This is a genomic window from Haloferax gibbonsii (genome assembly GCF_001190965.1).
Lineage (GTDB): Archaea > Halobacteriota > Halobacteria > Halobacteriales > Haloferacaceae > Haloferax > Haloferax gibbonsii.
In genome coordinates this window covers 2198229-2217640 of record NZ_CP011947.1, presented here as the reverse complement: position 1 = coordinate 2217640, position 19412 = coordinate 2198229, and the positions used below count along the sequence as shown (strand labels likewise).

Here is a 19412-nt window from a genome sequence, read left to right as displayed (position 1 = left end):
TAGTGTAGTAGCCGTACAAGGTGAAAATCCAATTCGAAGAGATACTTTATACATTCAAGTGTGGTCAATTGCCTGACTTAGTTCATCCAGGAACACCGGGTCATATTTTTCATCGACGTGGTTGACGTTCCATAACCCGGACTCACGGATTTTCTCGCTCCGGCTGTGTTTGCCGAGCCAATCATCTGAGCGAGCGTCAACGGCCTCTCGCTGGTAGTTACTGAGCAGTGCAATCATATTACGCTCAATGTAGGCCCGCTGGCTATCGGCGCTTGGTTCATCGTCGACGTTCAGCCAGAGGAACGGCAGGTCCCGAAGATAGTCACTTACTCGCTGCTCCATCTCAAGTTCACTGAGTCGCCGTTCCCGTTTCGCGCTCGAACCTTCCCCCCAGTGAGGATACTCATCATGCAGGTCTTCGCGTTCAACGAACGCCTCACCAACTCGTTTTCTGAATACGGAGCCTCGATGATTCCCACCTCCTTCGTAGGTCCCGCGCATCGCTCCCCGATGCGTCCGAAGTCGATTCCAGAGCGAAGTACTGCTTCCTTCGGAGACCGCGTGAGTCCCGATACGTGTCACTCGAAGCTGGTCGCCAGACTCTCGGTATTCGTCCGGCGCAAAGAAAATGTAGACGCCGCGGTCGGGCCAGTCCATATAGCCGGTGCAGTCCTTGAGCTTCTGTTTCCCGCCGACTGTCTCCTCAAGCTTTTTGAGTAACTGATACAATCGGTTGATATCGCGTTTACGTTCCATATTGAATAGGCGTAGATTCTCGGACGATGGTACAAAGAGGTTAGTCTGGTATCTCGCTTCAGTTACCTCTGTGTATCTGAATCATCGAAATAGTCGTTATAGCGGGTTTCCATCTGTTCTCTAAGCCCAACCACGTGCTCTCTGAAGTCCGGTACTGAATTCAGCCGACCAATACCCTCGACAACGTTGTCGTACATTTTCGAACTGTGCTGTTCCATTTTCTTTTCCCAGTCATCTTCCCCGATAACTACTGGTTCACCCATGTCATCTTGGTCTACGTACTCATACGACAGAATATGCTCGAATGCGTCCTCAACGCCTTTATGACCTCCAGAATCGATTATCCTCGCCAAGTCATTAACTCGAAGACTCTCTCGGCGCTCGGTAATAACCCACAGCTCAACGAGCATTCGAGTGATACGCGAGACGGCCCACTGTTCGTCATTTTCTGCTGCCGAGATTGCTACGGAGGTCAAGTCTGATTCTAAATTCGAGGGATATGGACGGTCGAACGCCCAGCAGGTAGAAACGTAATGGCCGATAGATTTCTCAAATCTGTCGTGAAGGTCTCGATACTCTCCATCCTTAATTTGGCCGCTCTTTTCCTCGAACACCTTCGACCAAGTGTCTCGAAGGTACGCAAATAGGTTGTCGACGATGCTTTCCTCCCAACTCCGGTGTTCGCCCTCGGGCTCGAAATCTCGAGTGATGGTGAAGGCGAACGACTTCATGTAAATAACCGTCAAGTCGGCAATCCCTGGAACGTCGTGTTTGATGCTCGCTTCGAGGATATGCTTGAACCGTGCGTAGTAGCCTTTCTCCAGTCTGTCCCGCTGATATGCTTGTTCACAAAGGTACTGGAGTGTTTTTGCTGCTTCACCGCCCACCCTTGACAATCGACTTTCTGCGGCTACTGTTGCTATCTCCTTTTGACTGAGTACAATCTGATAGAGCGTTTTGTCAGTCCCTTTCTCGACGGCAGAGTCGATAAGTCGCTTCCAGTAGTCGAACAGGTCCCGCTGATGGAAACTAACCTCTCGACGTTCCTCTTCACTGAGTTCGCCGTATTCGGTCAGTATCTTCTGGCTAGCCTTGTCCAGCGTGTGGATAGCGTATATCGCCGTATGATTATCGTTATCCTCGAATGCCCGTTGACCAATCTGGAAAATCTCTAGTACAGGGCTCCGGGCGGTGTGACCGTTCTCTTGCAGTTCTTCGGAAAAACGCCGATACGCTTCAAAAGAGACATCCTCAAGCAAATCATCGAGTAGCGATTCAGGGTTTAGATAATTGAGCATGTCATCCTTGACGTCGATAACCGAAAGGAAACTGAACGTCGCACCACCGGCTCCGGCAGCGACAAGCACAACAAGTCCGAATAATGAGAGTCGTCCCGCGAGTGGGTACAGTTCAGGGATGAGAAGCATAGCAAGCAGAGCAAGAGCGATTGAGACTCCGAAACGTAGAATCGTACTCGTGAGGAATTCGTCTTCTTCGAAGCGTCGTCCGATTAGGGGTGTGAACTGATTAGCTGCGATTTGGACGCTCAATAGACCGACCGAGACGATAATCGCTAGCAGGGATGCCTGTGCAAGTGCCAAGACTTGGAACAACGATGAGAGGGACTCGGCAGGGAGAATCAACAAAAGACCTGACGAAAGTAGTCCAATAAGCAGACTCACTCCGAGATTGAATCGCGGGAAATCAGGGAGAGCGCGAAAGCCCATGCTTATCCGAATATTCTACTGAATCTTCAAGAAACCGTAGGATGTACGATTCACCCGGTAGCAACTGAAATCATGGAAATGGACGTCCTCGTCGTGTCACCTTGTTCTGGAAGCAAGCGATACGACGCAGTAGCGGACTGTAGACAGGTCGACGAGAAATCAAGGGAAGCACTGATGGAGGTGTTCCCCGAGTCTGTCGCTTCGGCGGCTGAGATGTACGGAGGGAGGGAACACGGACACATCCAGTCTGCCGTAGAGCGGCTTTCGGAGGTCGCCAACGTCGATTGGCGTATCATCTCCGCCGGATTTGGGGTGCTCTCCTCCAGTACAGAGATTCCCTCCTACGAGTGCACGTTTAATGAAATCGAGCAGGTTCGAGAACGAGCAGAAAGATTCGGGCTAGACGTAGAGGAGATGACCAACAACGAGTTGATAGCTGCCGTCAGTCGGGAGAAGAGTATCCCTCAAGACCTCCGGCAAATCTTTGCCGAAGACTATGACTTGGTCTTCGTCGCATTGGGGGCCAAGTATCTGATTGCCGCTCAGGAGGCGTTGACGTCGTTGCCAGAAGAGACGGCTGCCTTCGCATTCGCGTCTAAGGGGAGCAAGGAGTTCATCGGGGACTGCTATTGGATTCCTGCAACCGAGTCTGAGCGGAGCCAACTCGGGACAACGTGGCTTGAACTACGTGGGAGAGAACTACTCACGCTAGCGAAAAACATCGGGAACCAGCAACTCCTCGAACGATTGCAATCAAGCCCTGAGAAAGTACGGGAACTGAGTACCTCGGTTTGACCGACGTTAGAGTATACTCTGAACTAATTCTGGCTTGAGAACGAAGAGAGCACCTACGGCGTACACAGAGAGCGACTTGGCATCTGTGAAGGTCCACTCGGCTGCATCGTTGACCGCTACCATTCCAAGGATGAGCCCAACACCAAGAATTCTGGTTGACCCGTATTGATTGACGATTGATGTCCAGAACTGCTCGATGAAAGGGGTCATCATTGAGACAGCTACTACGGAAACGAGCAGAATGACGAGAGACTCGTACTTGTTTCGAAACGAACCGCCGGACAAGAAGAACCCGTCTCGTGCTTCGTAAAGCCATCCACCGATTACCATCATCGACAAGCCGGTCAAGATGGTCTCCAGATTTTGTCCGATGAATCCAAGCGGCATTTTATTCTTTCACTGGAGAATATTCTCTTTGAAATAATAAACGTCCGCAAACCAGAGTGTAAGTAATACTAATAGAAATCTCGAACGGGTGCGAACATTGATAGGTCGAAGTTAGAAACAGTCGAGCCATATGGCAGAGCGAGCGTTCATGGTTCGCGCAGGGAATGATAACGAGCTTGTTGAGGAATTTGATTCCCGGTCATTAGTTGCAGTTGGGTGGAGTGAGCTGGGAGACATCTCCGATGTCCGTTCCTACGATGAGATGAAGGGTCGTTTCAACTCCACGGACGAATACTCTGAGCATAATAATCGGCGTATTGCTCAGAATGCGGGGCAAGTAAATCGATTTGCCCTTGAGATTGAGATAGGGCATCTCGTCTTGACCTACGATAAGACCGAACGAGAGTATCTCATCGGAGAGGTTACGAGCGGTTATGAATGGAAACCGGGGGACCATCCGCCAGAATACCCGCACGTCAGGCGTGTCGAATGGAAGGACAACGTTTCACGGGACGAATTTACCACCTCCACAAAGAACACTCTCGGAAGCACGCTGACGGTATTCTCGCTCGATGATTGTCTTGACGAAATCACTACTGTTCTCTCAGGTGAGAAACCCGAAGAGCCTGAAGAAGAGGAGGATACTGTACCATTCGTCGACGAGGTCGAGAATCAGGCAGACGAACTCATTTCCGACATTCTGGCGAACATGGACCCGTTCGTCTTCGAGGAGCTGGTCGCGGCAGTCCTACGAGCGATGGGCTACCATGCAAAGAAGACGAGAGATAGTCAGGACCGAGGCATCGACGTAATTGCTCACCCTGATTCGCTGGGTTTCGAAGAACCATACATCAAGGTACAGGTCAAGCGCCAACAGGCGAAGGTTGGTTCCCCAGACATGCGAGCATTCACGGGAACACTTGGAAACGGCGAGCGGGGTTTGTTTGTCTCAACTGGGGGTTACACAAGCGATGCAAAAGACGCTGCACGGAATGCTGAGCAGCGAGTTACGCTCATCGACCGAGATGAATTCATTGACCTTCTGATTCAACACTATGACAACCTTGAATCCGAGTATCAGGCAACAGTGCCGTTGAAGCAGGTCTATATCCCCTCTCAAGACCCACCGCTTGAAGAGTAGTATTGTTCAAGAACTGATTCCACAAAATCTTCACACTATGGATTATAGAACATTACCTGAACTGGAAGACCATCTCGGCCAAACCATTCAGGCACAGAGAAACCCGAGAATCAAGGAGGCAATAGACTTCCTCCAAGAGGTTTCACAGCTGATTGAGAACGGTCGTCTATCACCAACTGACGCGGAATATATCGGGTATCTTGATAGGTATTGTTCTCAATCTAGACCAGTTAGAATTCATAGGGAGGACCTTCTACAACTATTGATTCCCGAAGAAGCATCTCCAGACCCAATAGGGTTAGGCGACCCAGCAATGGGCCCTTTTCGGGAAGAGGTCATCTTTGGGGCATTCTATATGCTAATCCGTGCCTCGCTCAATGACGCGAGTGACTTCTTCACACTCCAAGAATATTTGAACGAGTTCGAAGGAAAATTCTCTAATAGGCCGATTTACCAACTTTTGCGCTCAGAAGTATATCTTCGTGGATTCAAGACCGAACATTACCGAATAGCAATCGATTGCGTTAACAAAATCATCGATGATTCTTGTACCAATCCACGGTTTTACTCAACCTTCGCACAGGGGGTTGTACACTTCTACTATAGCGGTCCAACTGAACCGCTGAATACCCGAGGTCTACCAAATGGGCGTAGCGAAGTGCTATCTATTGCTGAAGCATATTCGCAGAAGGCAGTTACCCTCTCTCCAGAGGATTCGGGCTTCCACGCAATCAGAAGTGAAATTTTAGAATTGATGGGTGACTTCGCAGCCGCAGAGGAAGAGATTAACAGAGCACTAGAATTACACCCTGGGGAGGATGGTTCCGACACTAGTGATGCTTACAACTACTACAAACAGTTGAACAACCTAAGGGAGAACCGACGAAACGCTAAACGTGCTGACCAAGCTCTTGAAGAAGCCAAAAGTGAGTTAGAGGAATTCAAGAGTTCAACCGAAGAACTTGAGAGCAAACTCAAGGAACGAATGGAACGGTTCCGAAATCAAACACTCCGCTCAATCGGCTTCTTTGCTGGCCTAATTGCAGTAGTGGTTACGTCGGCACAGGCAATTCTGAGTTCACTATCTGTTGCCGAAGCAAGTCGAGTATCTCTCGTATTGACTGGGGGTTTGGTGGTTGCGTTTTCGGGACTCGGTGTCGTGCTGTCCGAGGATTACAACGATTGGATACGGCTACTCATCGTTGCCATTCTGGGTATTCTGCTAATTGGTGTGGGGCTCTTGACACCTCAGTTGGTCGATGGAACAATTCAGGTTTTAGGCTAACTCCCTCTATTGGCAATTACGGGCTTGGTCCCCTCTAAAATATTATCGAGGTTGATAGGAAAGGGGCAAAGTCGTAATTTCGTGTCCACCGTGACATAGGGCGCATCTCGATGGGTATCCCTGCGCAGTCTATCGGTTTGAGTAGAATCAATTTTTTATAAATAGTTTCGTAAGTCGGTGGTAGTTACTGGTTCGAGTGCCGAGGCCACTTCTCAGAAGGTCCGACGGTGGAGGAGACTGTCGAGTCCGAGCGGCTTGACCGGGGTTATTGTGAGTCGAAGTAGCGACCGCGAACTCGCCGGTCGCGGACGTAGTGGCTGACGTACGCGCGGGCATACGTCAGGAACAGTGACAGGTACCCCTCGTCGCGCTCGCGGCGGGCGGAGGTCGCAACCTCGGTCTCCGGGTCGTAGACGACCTCGCCGCGGTCCTTCAGCCGCAAGGAGAGTTCAGTGTCCTCCATGAACGGGAGCGTCTCGTCGAAGCCGCCGTGGGTCTCGAACACGTCGCGGCGGTAACTGCAGTTGAACGTCGGCTGTTGGACGAACCCCACGGGCCACGAGACGCGGTACCAGTAGTCCGAGAGGAGTTTGAACAGGACGCGGTGCCGGAGGGAGTCCTCGAGGGGGCGCGCGGGGCCGCCGACGCCGACGACGTTCGGGTCGTCGTAGTGTCGGCGGTGCGCGCGGACCCACGCGGCGGGAACGACCGTGTCGGCGTCGGTAAAGAGGACGACTTCGCCGGAGGCGGCGTCGACGCCGAGGTTTCGCGCGGCACCGGGGCCGCGCCCGTCGTCGCGGACGACCATATCGCAGGCGGGGTGGTCGCGAGCCACCTCGTCGGTGTGGTCCGAACCGGCGGCGACGACGACCACCTCTGCGGGCTGACCGTCGAGCGCCGAGAGACATCGCTGGAGGTTCGCGGGCTCTTCGTACGCGGGGACGACAACCGATAGTGTTGTCATTACTACACGAATCATAGCAACCAATTGAAACTTTTGTGGGTCGAATCGCTCGCGGGGGGCGGGCACGAGGCGCTCCCGGAGAGCGAACCACTTTTGGGTCGATTCGTGAAACGGACCCCATGCAGCGACTCGAGGAGTCCCTACACGAAGCGCCCATCATCGACAAGGACGGCTACTCCTACCTCGTCCATCCCATCAGCAACGGCGTGCCGATGCTCGACCCCCAGCTCCTGCGCGAGGTCGTCGTCGGCATCACCCGTGCCGCCGACCTCGACGTGGACAAAATCGTCGCGCCCGAGGCGATGGGCATCCACATCGCCACCGCGCTGTCCCTCCAGACGGACATCCCGCTCGTCGTCATCCGCAAGCGCGAGTACGGCCTCGACGGCGAGGTCGCGCTCCACCAGACGACCGGTTACTCCGAGTCGGAGATGTTCATCAACGACATCGAAGACGGGGACCGCGTGCTCGTCGTGGACGACCTGCTTTCGACCGGCGGGACGCTCGCGGCCATCTGCGGCGCGCTCGACGACATCGGCGCGGACATCTCCGACATCGTCGTCGCCATCCGGAAGGTCGGCGAAACCGCCCTCGACGACACCGACTACGAGGCGACGAGCCTCATCGACATCAGCGTCGACGAGCACGGCGTCGAGATTCACTGAACGGGCAACGCTCACGGTCGGGCGCGCGGACGATGCCCGCTCTCCGCTCCCGTTCGAAAAGTATGCACGAACATGGCTAATATGGTGTGTCAGAATCCGTGAAATACGCTCGAACGCGAAACTATTATTGAACGGGGGTCGCTCGTGGCGAGTACAGATGGCAGACGACAGCGGTGAACTCGGCCTCGAATACGAAATCGACGACCGGCCGCCGTTGCTGGAGTCGATTCTCCTCGGGATACAGCACGTCTCGGTGATGATCGTCCCGGCGACCGCCGTGGCGTTCATCGTCGCGGGCGCGGTCGGCCTCGGCGTCGCCGACACGGCCTACGTGGTCCAGATGGTGCTCCTGTTTTCGGGGCTCGCGACCGTGGTACAGGCGTACGCCGTCGGGCCGGTCGGCTCGCGGCTCCCCATCGTGATGGGGACGAGCTTCACCTTCGTCGGCGCGGCGACGACTATCGGCGTCGACTACGGCCTGAGCGCGGTGTTCGGCGCGATTCTCGTCACCGGCTTCCTCGTCGAGGGACTCATCGGCTGGCAGTTCGACCGCATCAAACCGTTCTTCCCGCCGCTGGTGACGGGGCTCGTCGTCGTCATCATCGGGCTCTACCTCGTCCCGGTCGGCATGGACTACGCCGCCGGCGGGGTCGGCGCCGCCGACTACGGCGCGGCGCACAACATCGGTCTCGCGGCGCTCGTCCTCGGCGTCGCCATCGCGCTCAACCTCTTTACCGACGGCATCACGCGACTCCTGAGCACGCTCGTCGGTATCGCCGTCGGCTACGCCGTCGCCGTCCCGCTCGGCGTGGTCGACTTCTCTCCCATCGCCGACGCGGCGTGGTTCGCGATTCCCCGCCCCGGCGCGTTCGGCGTCAGCTTCGAACCGGTCCCCATCGTCACCTTCGCGTTCCTGTTTCTCGTCTCCGCGATGGAGACCGTCGGCGACATGTCCGGCATCACCGCCGCCGAGGGCCGCAACCCGACCGACGAGGAGTTCCGCGGCGGCCTGTTCACCGACGGCTTCATGAGCTCTATCGCGTCGGTGTTCGGCGCGTTCCCGGTCACCTCGTTCTCGCAGAACGTCGGCATCGTCAACTTCACCGGCGTGATGAGCCGGTACGTCGTCGGCATCGCGGGCGTCGCCCTCGCCATTCTCGGGCTCAGCCCGAAGGTCGGCGCGGCGGTCGCGACCATCCCGAGCGCCGTCTTCGGCGGCGCGGTCCTGCTCATGGCCGGGATGGTCGCCGCCAGCGGCGTCCGTCTCGTCTTCCTCCACACGAACCTCAACCGGCGAAACATGGTCGTCGTCGCCGCCTCGCTCGGCCTCGGTCTGGGCGTCGCCACGCGACCCGACGCGCTTTCGGGGCTCCCGCAGGCCGCCGCGACGTTCTTCAGTCAGCCGGTCATCGTGACCGCGCTGACGGCGCTCGTGCTCAACACGCTCGCGCCGGGCGACCAGAGCCCGCTTTTCGACGCGGCGGACGAGTCGGTCGCCGCGGACGGTCGCACGTCAACCGACGACTGATACGCATCGAACAGATAGTAACTAGTTTCGGTTTCAATAGGCGGTTTATATTTCATGTCTCACGACTGTCGGGAAACCGTCCGGATTACCAACGAATTCATTTCTTCTCGCCGCATTACATCTTCACGAGATGAGCGAGCAGCGGGTCACATTCAACGGGGATACGCGGGTACTGTACCGGCAGGCGGTTAGAACGCCCCTGCCGGACGAGGACGCCGAGCGGCTGTTCCACGAGAACATGATGAACATCGCTGACGCCCAAGAGCGGAAGGCGGACATGCTCGCCGACCCCGACATCCCCCTGCTCGAAGCCTACGAGACGCAACTCGAAGGCATTGCGAAGAGTTACAAGCGGCGCTGTCGCCACATCGCCGGCGACGACTACGAGGAGATAGCGATGGCGTACAACCGCGGGGAGCGAGACGACCGCGTCGGTGCGCTCACGGCCTACTACTTCGAGGGACTCTGGCGGATGCAACAGCGAATCACCGTCACCGACATGCTGTTTTTCCCCATCATCCTGCGGTATCCCGACTGCTTTACGGTCAACATCCGCTTCGCCAGCGGCCACACGACCACGGAGTCCGTCCTCTACGAGTCGCCGGAGCACTCCACCGAGGAACTCGACGACGAGTACGCCGAGCGCTACTACAACGAGAGCCTCTACTCGCAGAAGGAGGCCGCCGAGTACATCAGAGACACCGCACAGATAATTCGCGAGGAGTTCCCCAGTCCCGACGAGTCCACGTTCGAAGAGCGGAAGTACGGCGGTATCACCTCGGCAGGCGGCCGCAAGGGGCCGGTGTTCTCGTCGATGCTCAAACGGGTCGAACCGGACCCGAACCGGTTTTCCGAGCCGGTCGACGAGCCGACGCTCGTCGAGGAGGGCGAGGAGGCGCGGCGAACCGAGCGTGAGCTACTCCCCGAGGGCGCTATCGTCCTCTGAGGCGGTCGCCGCCGAGTCGCCGCCGTCGACCCGCGCTTCCGTCGCGCTCGGGAGCGCCTCCGCGGCTGGGGCCGCCCCGTCGTCCGCAACGTCGAAGCAGTCGAGCGCGACCTGGAGGTCACCGGCGCGCTCGGCGAGTCTGTCCACCCGCTCCGCGACCGATGCGAGCGCCGCCGTCTGTTCTTCGGTCGCCGCCGCGGCCTCGCGTGCGCCGGCGCTGGTCCGGTCGCTGATGGCGGACACGTCTTCGACCATGGCGGCGACCTCGGTCGTCGCCTCGGCCTGCCGGTCGGTCGCGCGGCGAATCTCCCGAACTCCCTCCGAGGTGTCGGTCGCGTCGTCAACGATGGTGTCGATGGCCTCGACGGCCTCCTCGATGGTCTCGGAGCCCTCACCGACCCGCATCCGCGTCTGTCTGATGTCCGCGGCTGTCGCCTCGGCCTGCTCGCGCACGCGGTCGATTGAGGCGCCGATTCGCCCGGTCGCCTCCTGCGTCTCCTCGGCGAGTCCCTTCACCTCGTCGGCGACGACGGCGAAGCCGTCACCCGCCTCGCCCGCGTGAGCCGCCTCGATGGAGGCGTTGAGCGCGAGGATGTGCGTCTGCGAGGCGAGTCCGTCGATGAACGCGACCACGTCCTCGATGTCGGTGACGGCGGACGCCAGTTCCTCGACCTGCTCGACCGTGCGGTCGGTCGCCGTCTCGATAGCACGGAGCTCCAAAATCGCCTCGTCGGCCGCGTCGCGGCCGCGTTCGCCGCGGGAGACGGCGGCCTCGGCGTTGTCGGCGACCGACGCGGCCGAGGCGCTCACCTGCTGAATCGTCGCCGAGAAGTCGTTGACGCGCTCGGCCACGTCGTCGAGGTGTTCGTCCTGTCGGACCGCGTCGTCGAGGATGTCGGTCATCGACTCGGCGACCGCCTCGCCGGCGTCGTTCACGTCGGCGACGCCCGTGCTCGTCGCCGCGCTCGACTCCGCCACCGCCCGGCTGAAGGTCTGCGCGTCGGCGATGACCGCCCCGAGTTCGTCCATCGTCCGGTTGTACGCCCGCGCGATGTCGCCCATCGCGGCGCTCTCGGAGTCGGGGTCCATCCGGCAGGCGACGTCGCCGTCGGCACAGCGCTCCATGACTGCGCGGTACTCCTCCGCCTTCGCTTCGAGGTGGTCGTTGAGGGTCTCTGCCTCGTTCAGACTCGTTCGCAGGGACGCACGCATCTCGTCGAAGGAGTCGTACAGCGTTCCGAACTCGTCGATGCGGTCGGTTTCGAGGTCCACGTCGAGGTCGCCGTCCGACATCTCCTCGGCGCGCGCGGTCAGTTCGTCGAGCGTCCGGGTGGTTCGCCGGCCGACGACGACCGCCACGGCACCCAGCGAGCCGAGCGCGACGAGTATCGTCGCGAGGAGGCCGCCGCCGACGCGGTCGCGGACGCCGTAGGCGCTGGCGGCAGGGACCGCCGTCGAGAGCGTCCAGTCCACGCCGTCGAGTTCGGTGTACGCGACGACGTCCCCGCCGGAGGTTCGGAAGGTGGCCGCATCCCCGTTCGCAAGCAGGCCGTCGTCGGGGGGTGCAACACTCCCGTTTTCGGCCGTCGTGACGATGGTCGTCCCGTCCGCGCCGTAGAGCGTGCTCTCGCTTCCGGCCATCGTCTGCTCGGTCGCCGCGAGCCGGGCCGGGAGGCTGACGGTGACGAGGACGACCGACTCGGCGTTCTCCGGTGGCTTGCTCGCGAGGACGAACGACACCTCGTCGTCGACCGGCGACCGGAAGGTCGACGAGGAGACGTACACCCGCTCTGGCTCGGGGTTGACATTCCGTTCGAGGTCGTCCCACGGGAGGCCGACCGCGGCGGCCGACTCGCCCTCCAGCGAACTGGCGGTGCTCTCTTTGATTTCGCCGGTTGCGTAGTCGACGTAGTGGATGGCCGTCACGTCGGACTGACCGAGTTCGCCGCTCCGCTGAAAGAGATAGCTACTGGCCGCCTGCGAGTTGCCGAGTTGGAACTGCCACGTCGAAGACGTGGTGCGGGTCTGGAGACGCTTGCTGGCGAGCCACGATTCGAGCCCGTCGGCCTGCAGGTCCGCGGTCGCCGTGAGCTGTTGTTCGACCTGCGCGTCGAGCGTGTCGTGGACCTGCGTGTAGGTGACCGCGCCGGCGCCCGCCATCACCACCATGGCGACGAGGACGGCGGCGAAGAACTTCCGGGCGTAGGTGCGGCGAATCGCCCGCGGGACCGCCGCCGAGACGGACGGCCGCGGGAATCGGTCGCCGAGTCTGTCCGATAGGCCGTCGGGAAGCGCGTCCCGAAGGCGTGACCAGCGTTCTCCCATCGAGCGGGAGTTTCGTTTCATCTGTGATAAATTCGTCTACTATATAGATATAATTGAGCAAATATCCACATGGATAGAACACCCAAATCGCCGGCTGAAGTCGAGCATAACCGGAGACGAGATGCGAGAATAAACGCCCCAATCCTGCGTTTCCCTGCTGTTTCTTAGATACCACTAGCCGAGCGATGGGTGAGAGACTCGTCCGGATGTCTTCGACGATTTCGATTTTCAGAGTATATAGTTTCAAAATCGAAAACGAGCGGAGAATCCCGCGAGCAACGGTATAAGTATCTCACCGCCGAAGACGAGCCATGGACGGTCACGCGCGGGGGTCGCGTCGCGAGACGCCGCGAGACGTGGTCAGATTCTATCTTCTCGACCACCGGACCGCGGTCGGCAAGGCCATCGACATCGCGCTCCTCGCACTCAACCTGCTTTTCGTCGGGGTGTTCGTCGTAGAGACCTACCCGCTTTCGGCGTCGGTCCAGTCGACGCTCTGGTCCGTCGAGGCCGCCGTCTCTCTCGTGTTCCTCGCGGAGTACCTCCTCCGGCTCTACGGCGCGCGGGACCGGACCGCCGAACTGTTCAACGTCTACTCGTTCGTCGACCTGCTGGCTATCTTGCCGACGCTGGCGGTGCTCGCGCTCCCCATCTCGTCGGTCGCCGCCAACATCGGCTTCCTGCGGGCGATTCGCGTGGTCCGCGTTCTCCGGTTCTACCGCTTCACGCGCGACGAGGAGTTCTTCTTCGGCACCGTCTCGGTCGGCACGCTCCGCGTGATGAAACTGCTGTTGACGGTGCTCACCATCTTCTTCGTCGCCGCGGGGATGTTCTACTCGTTCGAACACCGAGTGAACCCCGAAATCGGGACGTTCGGCGACGCGTTTTACTTCATCGTCGTCGCGCTCTCGACGGTCGGCTTCGGCGACATCGTCCCGGTGACCGAGGCGGGGCGGTGGGTGACGGTCGCCGCCATCCTCGCGGGCGTCATCCTCATCCCGTGGCAGGCGAGCAAAATCGTCAAGGAGTGGGGCCACCGCGACAAGGTCAACGTCACCTGCCAGAACTGCGGGCTGGCCTACCACGACGCCGACGCCTCCCACTGCAAGTCCTGCGGCCACGTCATCTATCAGGAGTACGACTCGCGGGAGTGAGTACGACTCGCGGGAGAACGAACGCGGCCGCGACGCGGTCACAACCGCGGGTCGAACCGCCGCCGGTGTTCAAACATGAATATTTATTACAGATTGGTCTGTACTGCCGGGTACAACAATGTCGGTCGTACGCGTACTTCGCTAACTCTTCTCGTCGCCGCACAGCCGTCCGACCGACCCGAACCATCCAAAATCGTGAGCACAAACGCCACCCCGACCTACGAACCGACCCTGCGAACAGACCGCGACCCGACCACCGAGGGCGAGACTCGCCCCAACGCCGACCGCACCGACCCCGCGTCGGGCGTCGCCCGGTGTCAGCGCCAGTTCGAATCGACGCGCACCGAGCGCATCCACAACCTCGTCGACCGCGAGAACCGGTCGATGCCCCGGATGAACCGGGAGTCCGCGTCCGACTGAGGTGCGTCGGCGGCGCATCCGTGGCCGTTCCCGTCTCCGTTCACTTGCGGAGACACGTCGCTTGAAGTGAGTGGCCGACCGACGGGAGAGCGATGCGATTGGCACGGATTCGAACCGACGACGGACTGGTGTCGGGTCGGTACGACGACGGCGTCGTAACGGCCGACGGCGAGGAGTACGAAGTCGGCGTCGACGCCGAGTTGCTCGCGCCCTGCGAGCCGACCGCGCTCTACTGCGTGGGTCGGAACTACGCGGCGACGGTCGACCAGATGGACTACGATATTCCCGACCAGCCGGACTGGTTCATCAAGCCGCCGGTGTCGGTGCTCGACCCCGGCACGGACATCGAGTACCCCGACTGGACCGACGAACTGACCTACGCCGGCGAACTGGCGGCCGTCATCGACCGCGAGTGCTCGGACGTGGCCGAGGAAGACGTGTCCGACGTGGTCCGCGGCTACACGATTCTCAACGACCTCGACGCGCTCGACCAGCCCGGCCGGACCGCCCGGAAGGCCTTCGACGGCTCCGGGCCGCTCGGCCCGTGGATAGAGACCGACGTGGAGCCCGCGAACATCGACATGACGACCCACGTCGGCGGCGAACTCCGGCAGGAAGCGAACACCGAGCGGATGCTCTTTTCGCCCGCCGAGGTCGTCTCGTTCCTCTCGGAGCGCTATACCTTCCAGCCGGGCGACGTGATCTCGTTCGGCAGCCCGGCGAACCCCGGACTGGTCGAGCCCGGCGACGACGTGGAAATCTGGTACGAGGGCGTCGGAACGCTCACGAACAGCGTCGTCGACGGCGAGTAAGGAGGCGCGCGGCGAGACGACGAGGTGTGAGCGGACGACCGACGGTCGTCAGGTCGCCCGGCTCAGTTCAGCGCCTCGACCTCGTCCGTGAGGTCGCCCGGCTCGTCCACGGGACCGTTGACGAACAGGCCGTGCGCCATCACGACGGCCGCGAGGGCGCTGAAGCCGACGAGCGTCGTCTGCGGCTCCATCGAGGTGAGTCGGCCGGCGACGACGCCGGCGACGAGGCTCCCGAGGATGCCGAGGAGTACGAGGTCGTAGTACTGCCACGTGTAGCCCATGGAGGAGCGTTGGAGAGCCAGCGGCGAAGGCGTGGCGCTCGGTTCCGCCGTCGAAGGAGGTGAAACGAACGCCGACGCGTCGGTGCCGCGGGGAGGACGGTCACGGAACGGCTATACGTCGCCAGACACTCGAACCCCTATGGAGTATCAGACTGCGCTCGACCGAGCGCTCAACGTCCTACCGGAACGAAACGTCGAACAGGAACGCCTCAAAGTGCCGGACCCGTCCGGCGAGACCGACGGCGCGTTCACCCGCCTCACCAACCTCGGGGAGATCGCGGACGCGCTCTCGCGGACGCCCGCACACCTCCACAGCGCCATCCAGCGCACGCTCGGGACGAGCGGTCAGCTGGAAGGCGACCGCGCCCGCTACAGCGGGTCGTTCTCCATCAACGACTTCGAGGAGGCCATCGACGGCTACGTCGAGGAGTACGTCATCTGCTCGGAGTGTGGCCTGCCGGACACCCGCCTCGTCACCGAGGACGGCGTCGACATGCTTCGCTGTGAGGCCTGTGGTGCGTTCCGCCCGGTCCAGAAGCGCTCCAGCGTGAGCAACAAGCGCCAGCGCGAGGCCGTCGAAGAGGGTCGCACCTACGAGGTCGAAATCACCGGGACCGGCCGCAAGGGCGACGGCGTCGCCCAGCGCGGGAAGTACACCATCTTCGTGCCCGGCGCGCAGGAAGGACAGACCGTCCGCGTCTACATCAAGAACACGAGCGGGTCGCTCGCGTTCGCGCGACTCGCCTGAGCCGGACGCACGCGTCGCACCGACGCGGCGGAACACGAGTCGCTCGGCGACCGATTTCCGCGCACAGTCTCATATTCTCTCGCCGCGGTCGCTTCTTTCGCGGGCCGGTTCACCGACGTCGGCGACGCCCGCGAGACGCAGTTATTCGTCTTCGTCGGGCTCGCCGCTCTCACCGGCCTCACCGCCGCACCGACCGCGGAGGCCGAACAGCGCGACGAGGAGGAACACCGCTCCCTCTACTCGCGCCGCCGTCACCACCCACGGCTTCACCGTCATCTCGCCGCCGTCCTCGTAGGCGAGGCGCGTCAACACGGCGATTAGTTTGTCCGGAACGAGCAGTTCAACCAGACCGAACGCCGCCAGCAGAGCTCGGAGCATATCCACATATCGGGGCGGAATCGGTGAAAAGGCGACGCTCGTTCCTACGACGCGGGAGCGATGGCCTCCCCCGTTCTCGGCTTGCCGCCGCGACGACCGACGGGCCTACTCGCCAGACTCGAACCCCGCGACGAACGCGTCGGTCGAATCCCGCCACGCGGCCGCGAGGTCGTCCGAGAGCGGGTCGGCGTCCCAGGGCTCGACCTCATCGTGGTCGTCCAGCCACGACACCACCTCGCGGACACCGTCCTCGAACGCGACCGTGTAGCGGAATCCGAGGTCGGCCTGCGCCCGGCTGTTGTCGAAGACGGTGCTGTACCGGAAGTGGTCCCGGAGCATCCGCGTCCGGTCGGGCGCGACCGCGCGGAGCACCTCGGTCGGGACGTGGACGAGGTCGGGTTCGGGCGCGTCGAGCGCGGCCGCGACGCGCTCGTGGTACTGGTTCCACGTCATCGTCTCCTCGCTCGTGACGTTGTAGGCGCGGCCGCCGACGCCCGGACGCTCGACCGCGCCGACGAACGCCCGCGCCACGTCGTCGCGGTGACACGGCCCCCACAGCGAGGTACCGTCGCCGTGGACGATGACCGGCTTCCCCTCACGGATTCGGTCGATGTACGACGAGTCCGTGCCGAGCGTGTGGACGAGCGTCCCGCCCTCGCCGTAGGTGTTCCACGGGCGGAGGACGACCACCTCGAACCCGTCGGGGTCGTGCGCGTCGAAGAACGCGTCTTCGGCGGCGATTTTCCCGGCCGCGTAGTCGCTGACCGGCGGGTTCCGCGGGCTCGATTCGGTGACCGGGTTTCTCGGCGGCGGCCGGTGATACACGTCGATGGTGCTGCAGAAGACGTAGCGGTCGACGACGCTTCGGCAGATTTCGATTGCCTCGCGGGCGGTCTCGGCGTCGAAACACGCCATGTCGACGACGACTTCGGGGCTCGCGTTCCGAATCGCGCCGCGAAGCACCGACGGGTCGTCGCGGTCGCCGGCGACCCGTTCGACGCCCGACGGGAGGTCGTCGTCGGTCTCGCCCCGCTGGAGGCTGGTCACGTCGTGGCCGGCGGCGACGAGTCGCCGAACGATTCCCGTGCCGAGCAGTCCGGTTCCGCCGATGACGAACACGTCCATGCGTCGTGAGGCGCTGCGAACGGTGATAAACCCCCGACTGCGGGGCGACAACACTCATCCCGCCGCAAAGCGAATAATCGATTATGAAGGTATATCTCACTGACGGGACGAGCTTCGAGTGCGGCGGCTACAAGGCGCTCGACTCCGGCGGGGTCGTCCTCACGGCCGACAAGAAGCGAAAACAGGTCGTCGGCTACGTGCCGGCGGACGCGCTGGTGTACGTCCTCCCCGACGACGTGGAGCCGGGCGAATCGCTCGCCGAAGGTGGCGTCGGAGACCGAGACGACGACACCGACGACGCGGACGACGCGTCCGGAGACGACGAGGGTGAAGGGGAAGTCGATGCCGACGGCGACGGAGACGACACCGGAGACAGCGAGACGGCCGACCGCGACGACGACGCCGACCCGACCATCGCCGAAGCCGGCGTCGACCCGGACGTCGCGGGCGTGAGCGCCGTCGCCGACGGGAAGAACGAACACACCCACGAAGACCTCGCGGCGCGCATCGACGAGGTCGAAGGCCGAGTGGACGGCCTCGACGGTCGCGTGGACGCGATGACCGAACAGTTGGCGACGGTCGTCTCGGCGGGCGGCGTGGGTGCCGAAGCCGCCGACGAGGAAGCGCGGGACCCCGAGGACCCGCGGAACATCCGCGGCATCGGCGAGGCGTACGCGACTCGGCTCCGGGCGGCGGGCATCGACACCGTGTCGGCGCTCCGCGAGGCGTCGGACGAGGAACTCGCCGCCGCCGCGGACGTGTCGGCCCGACGGGTTACCGACTGGAAACGGCGGGCCGAGCGGTACGCCGAGCGACTGGCGTCGGAAAGCGACCCCGAACCGGAGAGTGACGCGCGCACCGAAAACGAGACCGACGCCGACGACGCGACCGGTGACGAGTAGCCGCCCGCACCGCTTCCGTTTCCGGAGCCGCGTCTCCCCGCGAGGTCCGTCCCTCGTCCCGCGTAGTTCCCATCGCGCGGGAACTGGCGAAGAGGGTGATACTGTCCCCGCCTAACTCCCAGTTGATGTACGACACAATCCTCGTGCCGATAGACGGGAGCGACTCGATGCAGCCGGTCGTCGAAGACGCCGCGGAACTCGCCGCAGAGCGCGACGCCGCCGTCTCCCTGCTCTACGTCGTCGACGAACGCGCCTTCCTGACGCTCGCCGACGAGCGCGTCGACGAGGTGTACGAGGAACTCAGGTCGCAGGGCGAAGCCGCGCTCGCCGAGGCCGCCGAGACGATGGCCGAGTACGGCGTCGACGCCGCCACGGAACTCCGCCGCGGCGACCCGGCCGAGGAGATTCTCGCGTTCGCCGAGGAGATAGACGCGGCGCTCATCTCGATGGGCACCCACGCGCGCTTCGAGGACAACATCCTCGGAAGCGTCTCGCGGTCGGTCGTCGTCCAGTCGAAGATTCCCGTGCTCGCCACCCCCATCGAGCGGCGGTAATCCGCCCGCGCCGGGCGAGCGAGTGCGTCGCAACCGTAAAGCGGGTTCCGTGGTCCCGTGTCTCGCGTCTGTCCCCGATTCTCGCCGGGGTCGGTCAATCCCCGATTCTCGTCGCGTTTCCGGCCCGGCCCCCTCGATTCAGAGTCGCAGGAGCAACAGGAGGACGCCGAAGAACGTCGAGGCGGCGCTGATGAGAAGCAGGCCGCCGCTGAGGACGAGCGTGCCGCCGTCGAGCGTCGGGGTCGTCCCGCTGGCGGCGACGTTCATCACCGACATGCCCGCCGAGAGGTCGGCGACGGGGGCGAGGACGGCGATACAGAACGTTACGAGGCCGGCGACGACGAGGGCGTAGGGCGTGAACGGGGGACTCCGCCGAGTCGGATGGCGGCGGACCGGGTAGCTGCGAGACATACCTCTCGTACGTCGCCATCCTAATTTGGTACGTGTCGGCTACTCGCAGGAGACGAGCGTTAGACCCGCCCTACCGCCGTGATACCGCGATTCTCGACGTGGCGCGGG

At 61.6% G+C, this 19412-nt stretch carries 21 protein-coding genes; 12 read left to right on the top strand and 9 right to left on the bottom strand.

Features of this window, described 5'->3' with window-relative positions; all coding sequences use genetic code 11:
* Positions 1-54: 54 nt before the first annotated feature.
* Both ABY42_RS11245 and ABY42_RS11240 read right to left on the bottom strand, forming a co-directional pair.
* Entirely contained in the window at positions 55-756 is a 702-nt protein-coding gene (locus ABY42_RS11245) for a hypothetical protein (RefSeq protein ID WP_050459524.1), read from the bottom strand.
* Between the two features lie 62 nt (positions 757-818).
* Complete coding sequence (locus ABY42_RS11240) at positions 819-2357, bottom strand: hypothetical protein (protein ID WP_156224384.1); 1539 nt, start codon at positions 2355-2357, stop codon at positions 819-821.
* A gap of 204 nt (positions 2358-2561) precedes the next feature.
* On the opposite strand from ABY42_RS11240, the gene ABY42_RS11235 reads away from it, so the two are divergent.
* Positions 2562-3278, top strand: a complete 717-nt coding sequence (locus ABY42_RS11235; RefSeq protein WP_050459935.1) for a hypothetical protein — start codon at positions 2562-2564, stop codon at positions 3276-3278.
* Positions 3279-3284: 6 nt separating this feature from the next.
* Here ABY42_RS11235 and ABY42_RS11230 read toward each other — a convergent pair whose 3' ends face one another.
* Positions 3285-3665 carry a hypothetical protein gene (locus ABY42_RS11230; RefSeq protein ID WP_050459522.1) on the bottom strand — a complete coding sequence of 127 codons (381 nt, stop codon included), beginning with the start codon at positions 3663-3665 and terminating at the stop codon, positions 3285-3287.
* A 130-nt stretch (positions 3666-3795) separates the two neighbouring features.
* Here ABY42_RS11230 and ABY42_RS11225 point away from each other — a divergent pair, with 130 nt between their 5' ends.
* Together ABY42_RS11225 and ABY42_RS19405 are read left to right on the top strand one after the other, a co-directional pair.
* Positions 3796-4806 carry a restriction endonuclease gene (locus tag ABY42_RS11225; protein WP_050459521.1) on the top strand — a complete coding sequence of 337 codons (1011 nt, stop codon included), beginning with the start codon at positions 3796-3798 and terminating at the stop codon, positions 4804-4806.
* Positions 4807-4843: 37 nt separating this feature from the next.
* Positions 4844-6091 carry a hypothetical protein gene (locus ABY42_RS19405; RefSeq protein ID WP_156224382.1) on the top strand — a complete coding sequence of 416 codons (1248 nt, stop codon included), beginning with the start codon at positions 4844-4846 and terminating at the stop codon, positions 6089-6091.
* A 265-nt stretch (positions 6092-6356) separates the two neighbouring features.
* On the opposite strand, the gene ABY42_RS11220 is transcribed toward ABY42_RS19405, so the two are convergent.
* Positions 6357-7055 carry a glycosyltransferase gene (locus ABY42_RS11220; RefSeq protein WP_049905111.1) on the bottom strand — a complete coding sequence of 233 codons (699 nt, stop codon included), beginning with the start codon at positions 7053-7055 and terminating at the stop codon, positions 6357-6359.
* A 119-nt stretch (positions 7056-7174) separates the two neighbouring features.
* Here ABY42_RS11220 and hpt point away from each other — a divergent pair, with 119 nt between their 5' ends.
* The 3 genes from hpt to ABY42_RS11205 all read left to right on the top strand — a co-directional run bounded on the left by hpt (position 7175) and on the right by ABY42_RS11205 (position 10194).
* On the top strand, positions 7175-7720 hold the full coding sequence (hpt, locus tag ABY42_RS11215; RefSeq protein ID WP_004975562.1) for a hypoxanthine/guanine phosphoribosyltransferase: 546 nt from the start codon (positions 7175-7177) through the stop codon (positions 7718-7720).
* Between the two features lie 157 nt (positions 7721-7877).
* Positions 7878-9248 carry a uracil-xanthine permease family protein gene (locus tag ABY42_RS11210; protein ID WP_004975563.1) on the top strand — a complete coding sequence of 457 codons (1371 nt, stop codon included), beginning with the start codon at positions 7878-7880 and terminating at the stop codon, positions 9246-9248.
* 130 nt (positions 9249-9378) lie between these two features.
* Positions 9379-10194: a hypothetical protein gene (locus tag ABY42_RS11205; RefSeq protein WP_050459520.1), complete on the top strand. Its 816-nt coding sequence runs from the start codon at positions 9379-9381 to the stop codon at positions 10192-10194.
* Here the strand turns inward: ABY42_RS11205 and ABY42_RS11200 are convergent.
* The gene (locus ABY42_RS11200) at positions 10165-12519 is read right to left on the bottom strand and encodes a methyl-accepting chemotaxis protein (RefSeq protein WP_050459519.1); all 2355 of its coding nucleotides are present in this window, start codon (positions 12517-12519) and stop codon (positions 10165-10167) included. The two genes, ABY42_RS11205 and ABY42_RS11200, sit on opposite strands and share 30 nt — an antisense overlap.
* Before the next feature lie 311 nt (positions 12520-12830).
* On the opposite strand from ABY42_RS11200, the gene ABY42_RS11195 reads away from it, so the two are divergent.
* From ABY42_RS11195 to ABY42_RS11185, 3 genes are all read left to right on the top strand, one after another.
* The gene (locus ABY42_RS11195) at positions 12831-13673 is read left to right on the top strand and encodes an ion transporter (RefSeq protein ID WP_050459518.1); all 843 of its coding nucleotides are present in this window, start codon (positions 12831-12833) and stop codon (positions 13671-13673) included.
* A gap of 195 nt (positions 13674-13868) precedes the next feature.
* Positions 13869-14093: a hypothetical protein gene (locus ABY42_RS11190; protein WP_004975568.1), complete on the top strand. Its 225-nt coding sequence runs from the start codon at positions 13869-13871 to the stop codon at positions 14091-14093.
* A 92-nt stretch (positions 14094-14185) separates the two neighbouring features.
* A complete protein-coding gene (locus ABY42_RS11185) occupies positions 14186-14905 on the top strand; it encodes a fumarylacetoacetate hydrolase family protein (RefSeq protein WP_050459517.1) in 720 nt (239 codons plus the stop codon).
* Between the two features lie 62 nt (positions 14906-14967).
* On the opposite strand, the gene ABY42_RS11180 is transcribed toward ABY42_RS11185, so the two are convergent.
* Positions 14968-15186, bottom strand: a complete 219-nt coding sequence (locus tag ABY42_RS11180) for a hypothetical protein (RefSeq protein ID WP_004975571.1) — start codon at positions 15184-15186, stop codon at positions 14968-14970.
* 139 nt (positions 15187-15325) lie between these two features.
* On the opposite strand from ABY42_RS11180, the gene ABY42_RS11175 reads away from it, so the two are divergent.
* Entirely contained in the window at positions 15326-15934 is a 609-nt protein-coding gene (locus ABY42_RS11175; RefSeq protein ID WP_004975572.1) for a translation initiation factor IF-2 subunit beta, read from the top strand.
* A 141-nt stretch (positions 15935-16075) separates the two neighbouring features.
* Here ABY42_RS11175 and ABY42_RS11170 read toward each other — a convergent pair whose 3' ends face one another.
* Complete coding sequence (locus ABY42_RS11170) at positions 16076-16312, bottom strand: hypothetical protein (RefSeq protein WP_050459516.1); 237 nt, start codon at positions 16310-16312, stop codon at positions 16076-16078.
* A 105-nt stretch (positions 16313-16417) separates the two neighbouring features.
* Positions 16418-17437, bottom strand: coding sequence for an NAD-dependent epimerase/dehydratase family protein (locus ABY42_RS11165; protein WP_050459515.1), 1020 nt, complete (start codon positions 17435-17437; stop codon positions 16418-16420).
* An 83-nt stretch (positions 17438-17520) separates the two neighbouring features.
* On the opposite strand from ABY42_RS11165, the gene ABY42_RS11160 reads away from it, so the two are divergent.
* Both ABY42_RS11160 and ABY42_RS11155 read left to right on the top strand, forming a co-directional pair.
* Positions 17521-18339: a helix-hairpin-helix domain-containing protein gene (locus ABY42_RS11160; protein ID WP_050459514.1), complete on the top strand. Its 819-nt coding sequence runs from the start codon at positions 17521-17523 to the stop codon at positions 18337-18339.
* A gap of 125 nt (positions 18340-18464) precedes the next feature.
* Positions 18465-18893: a universal stress protein gene (locus tag ABY42_RS11155; RefSeq protein WP_004975577.1), complete on the top strand. Its 429-nt coding sequence runs from the start codon at positions 18465-18467 to the stop codon at positions 18891-18893.
* A 138-nt stretch (positions 18894-19031) separates the two neighbouring features.
* On the opposite strand, the gene ABY42_RS11150 is transcribed toward ABY42_RS11155, so the two are convergent.
* Positions 19032-19304 (bottom strand): hypothetical protein, encoded by a 273-nt coding sequence (locus ABY42_RS11150; protein WP_004975578.1) that lies wholly within the window; start codon positions 19302-19304, stop codon positions 19032-19034.
* Positions 19305-19412 lie beyond the last annotated feature (108 nt).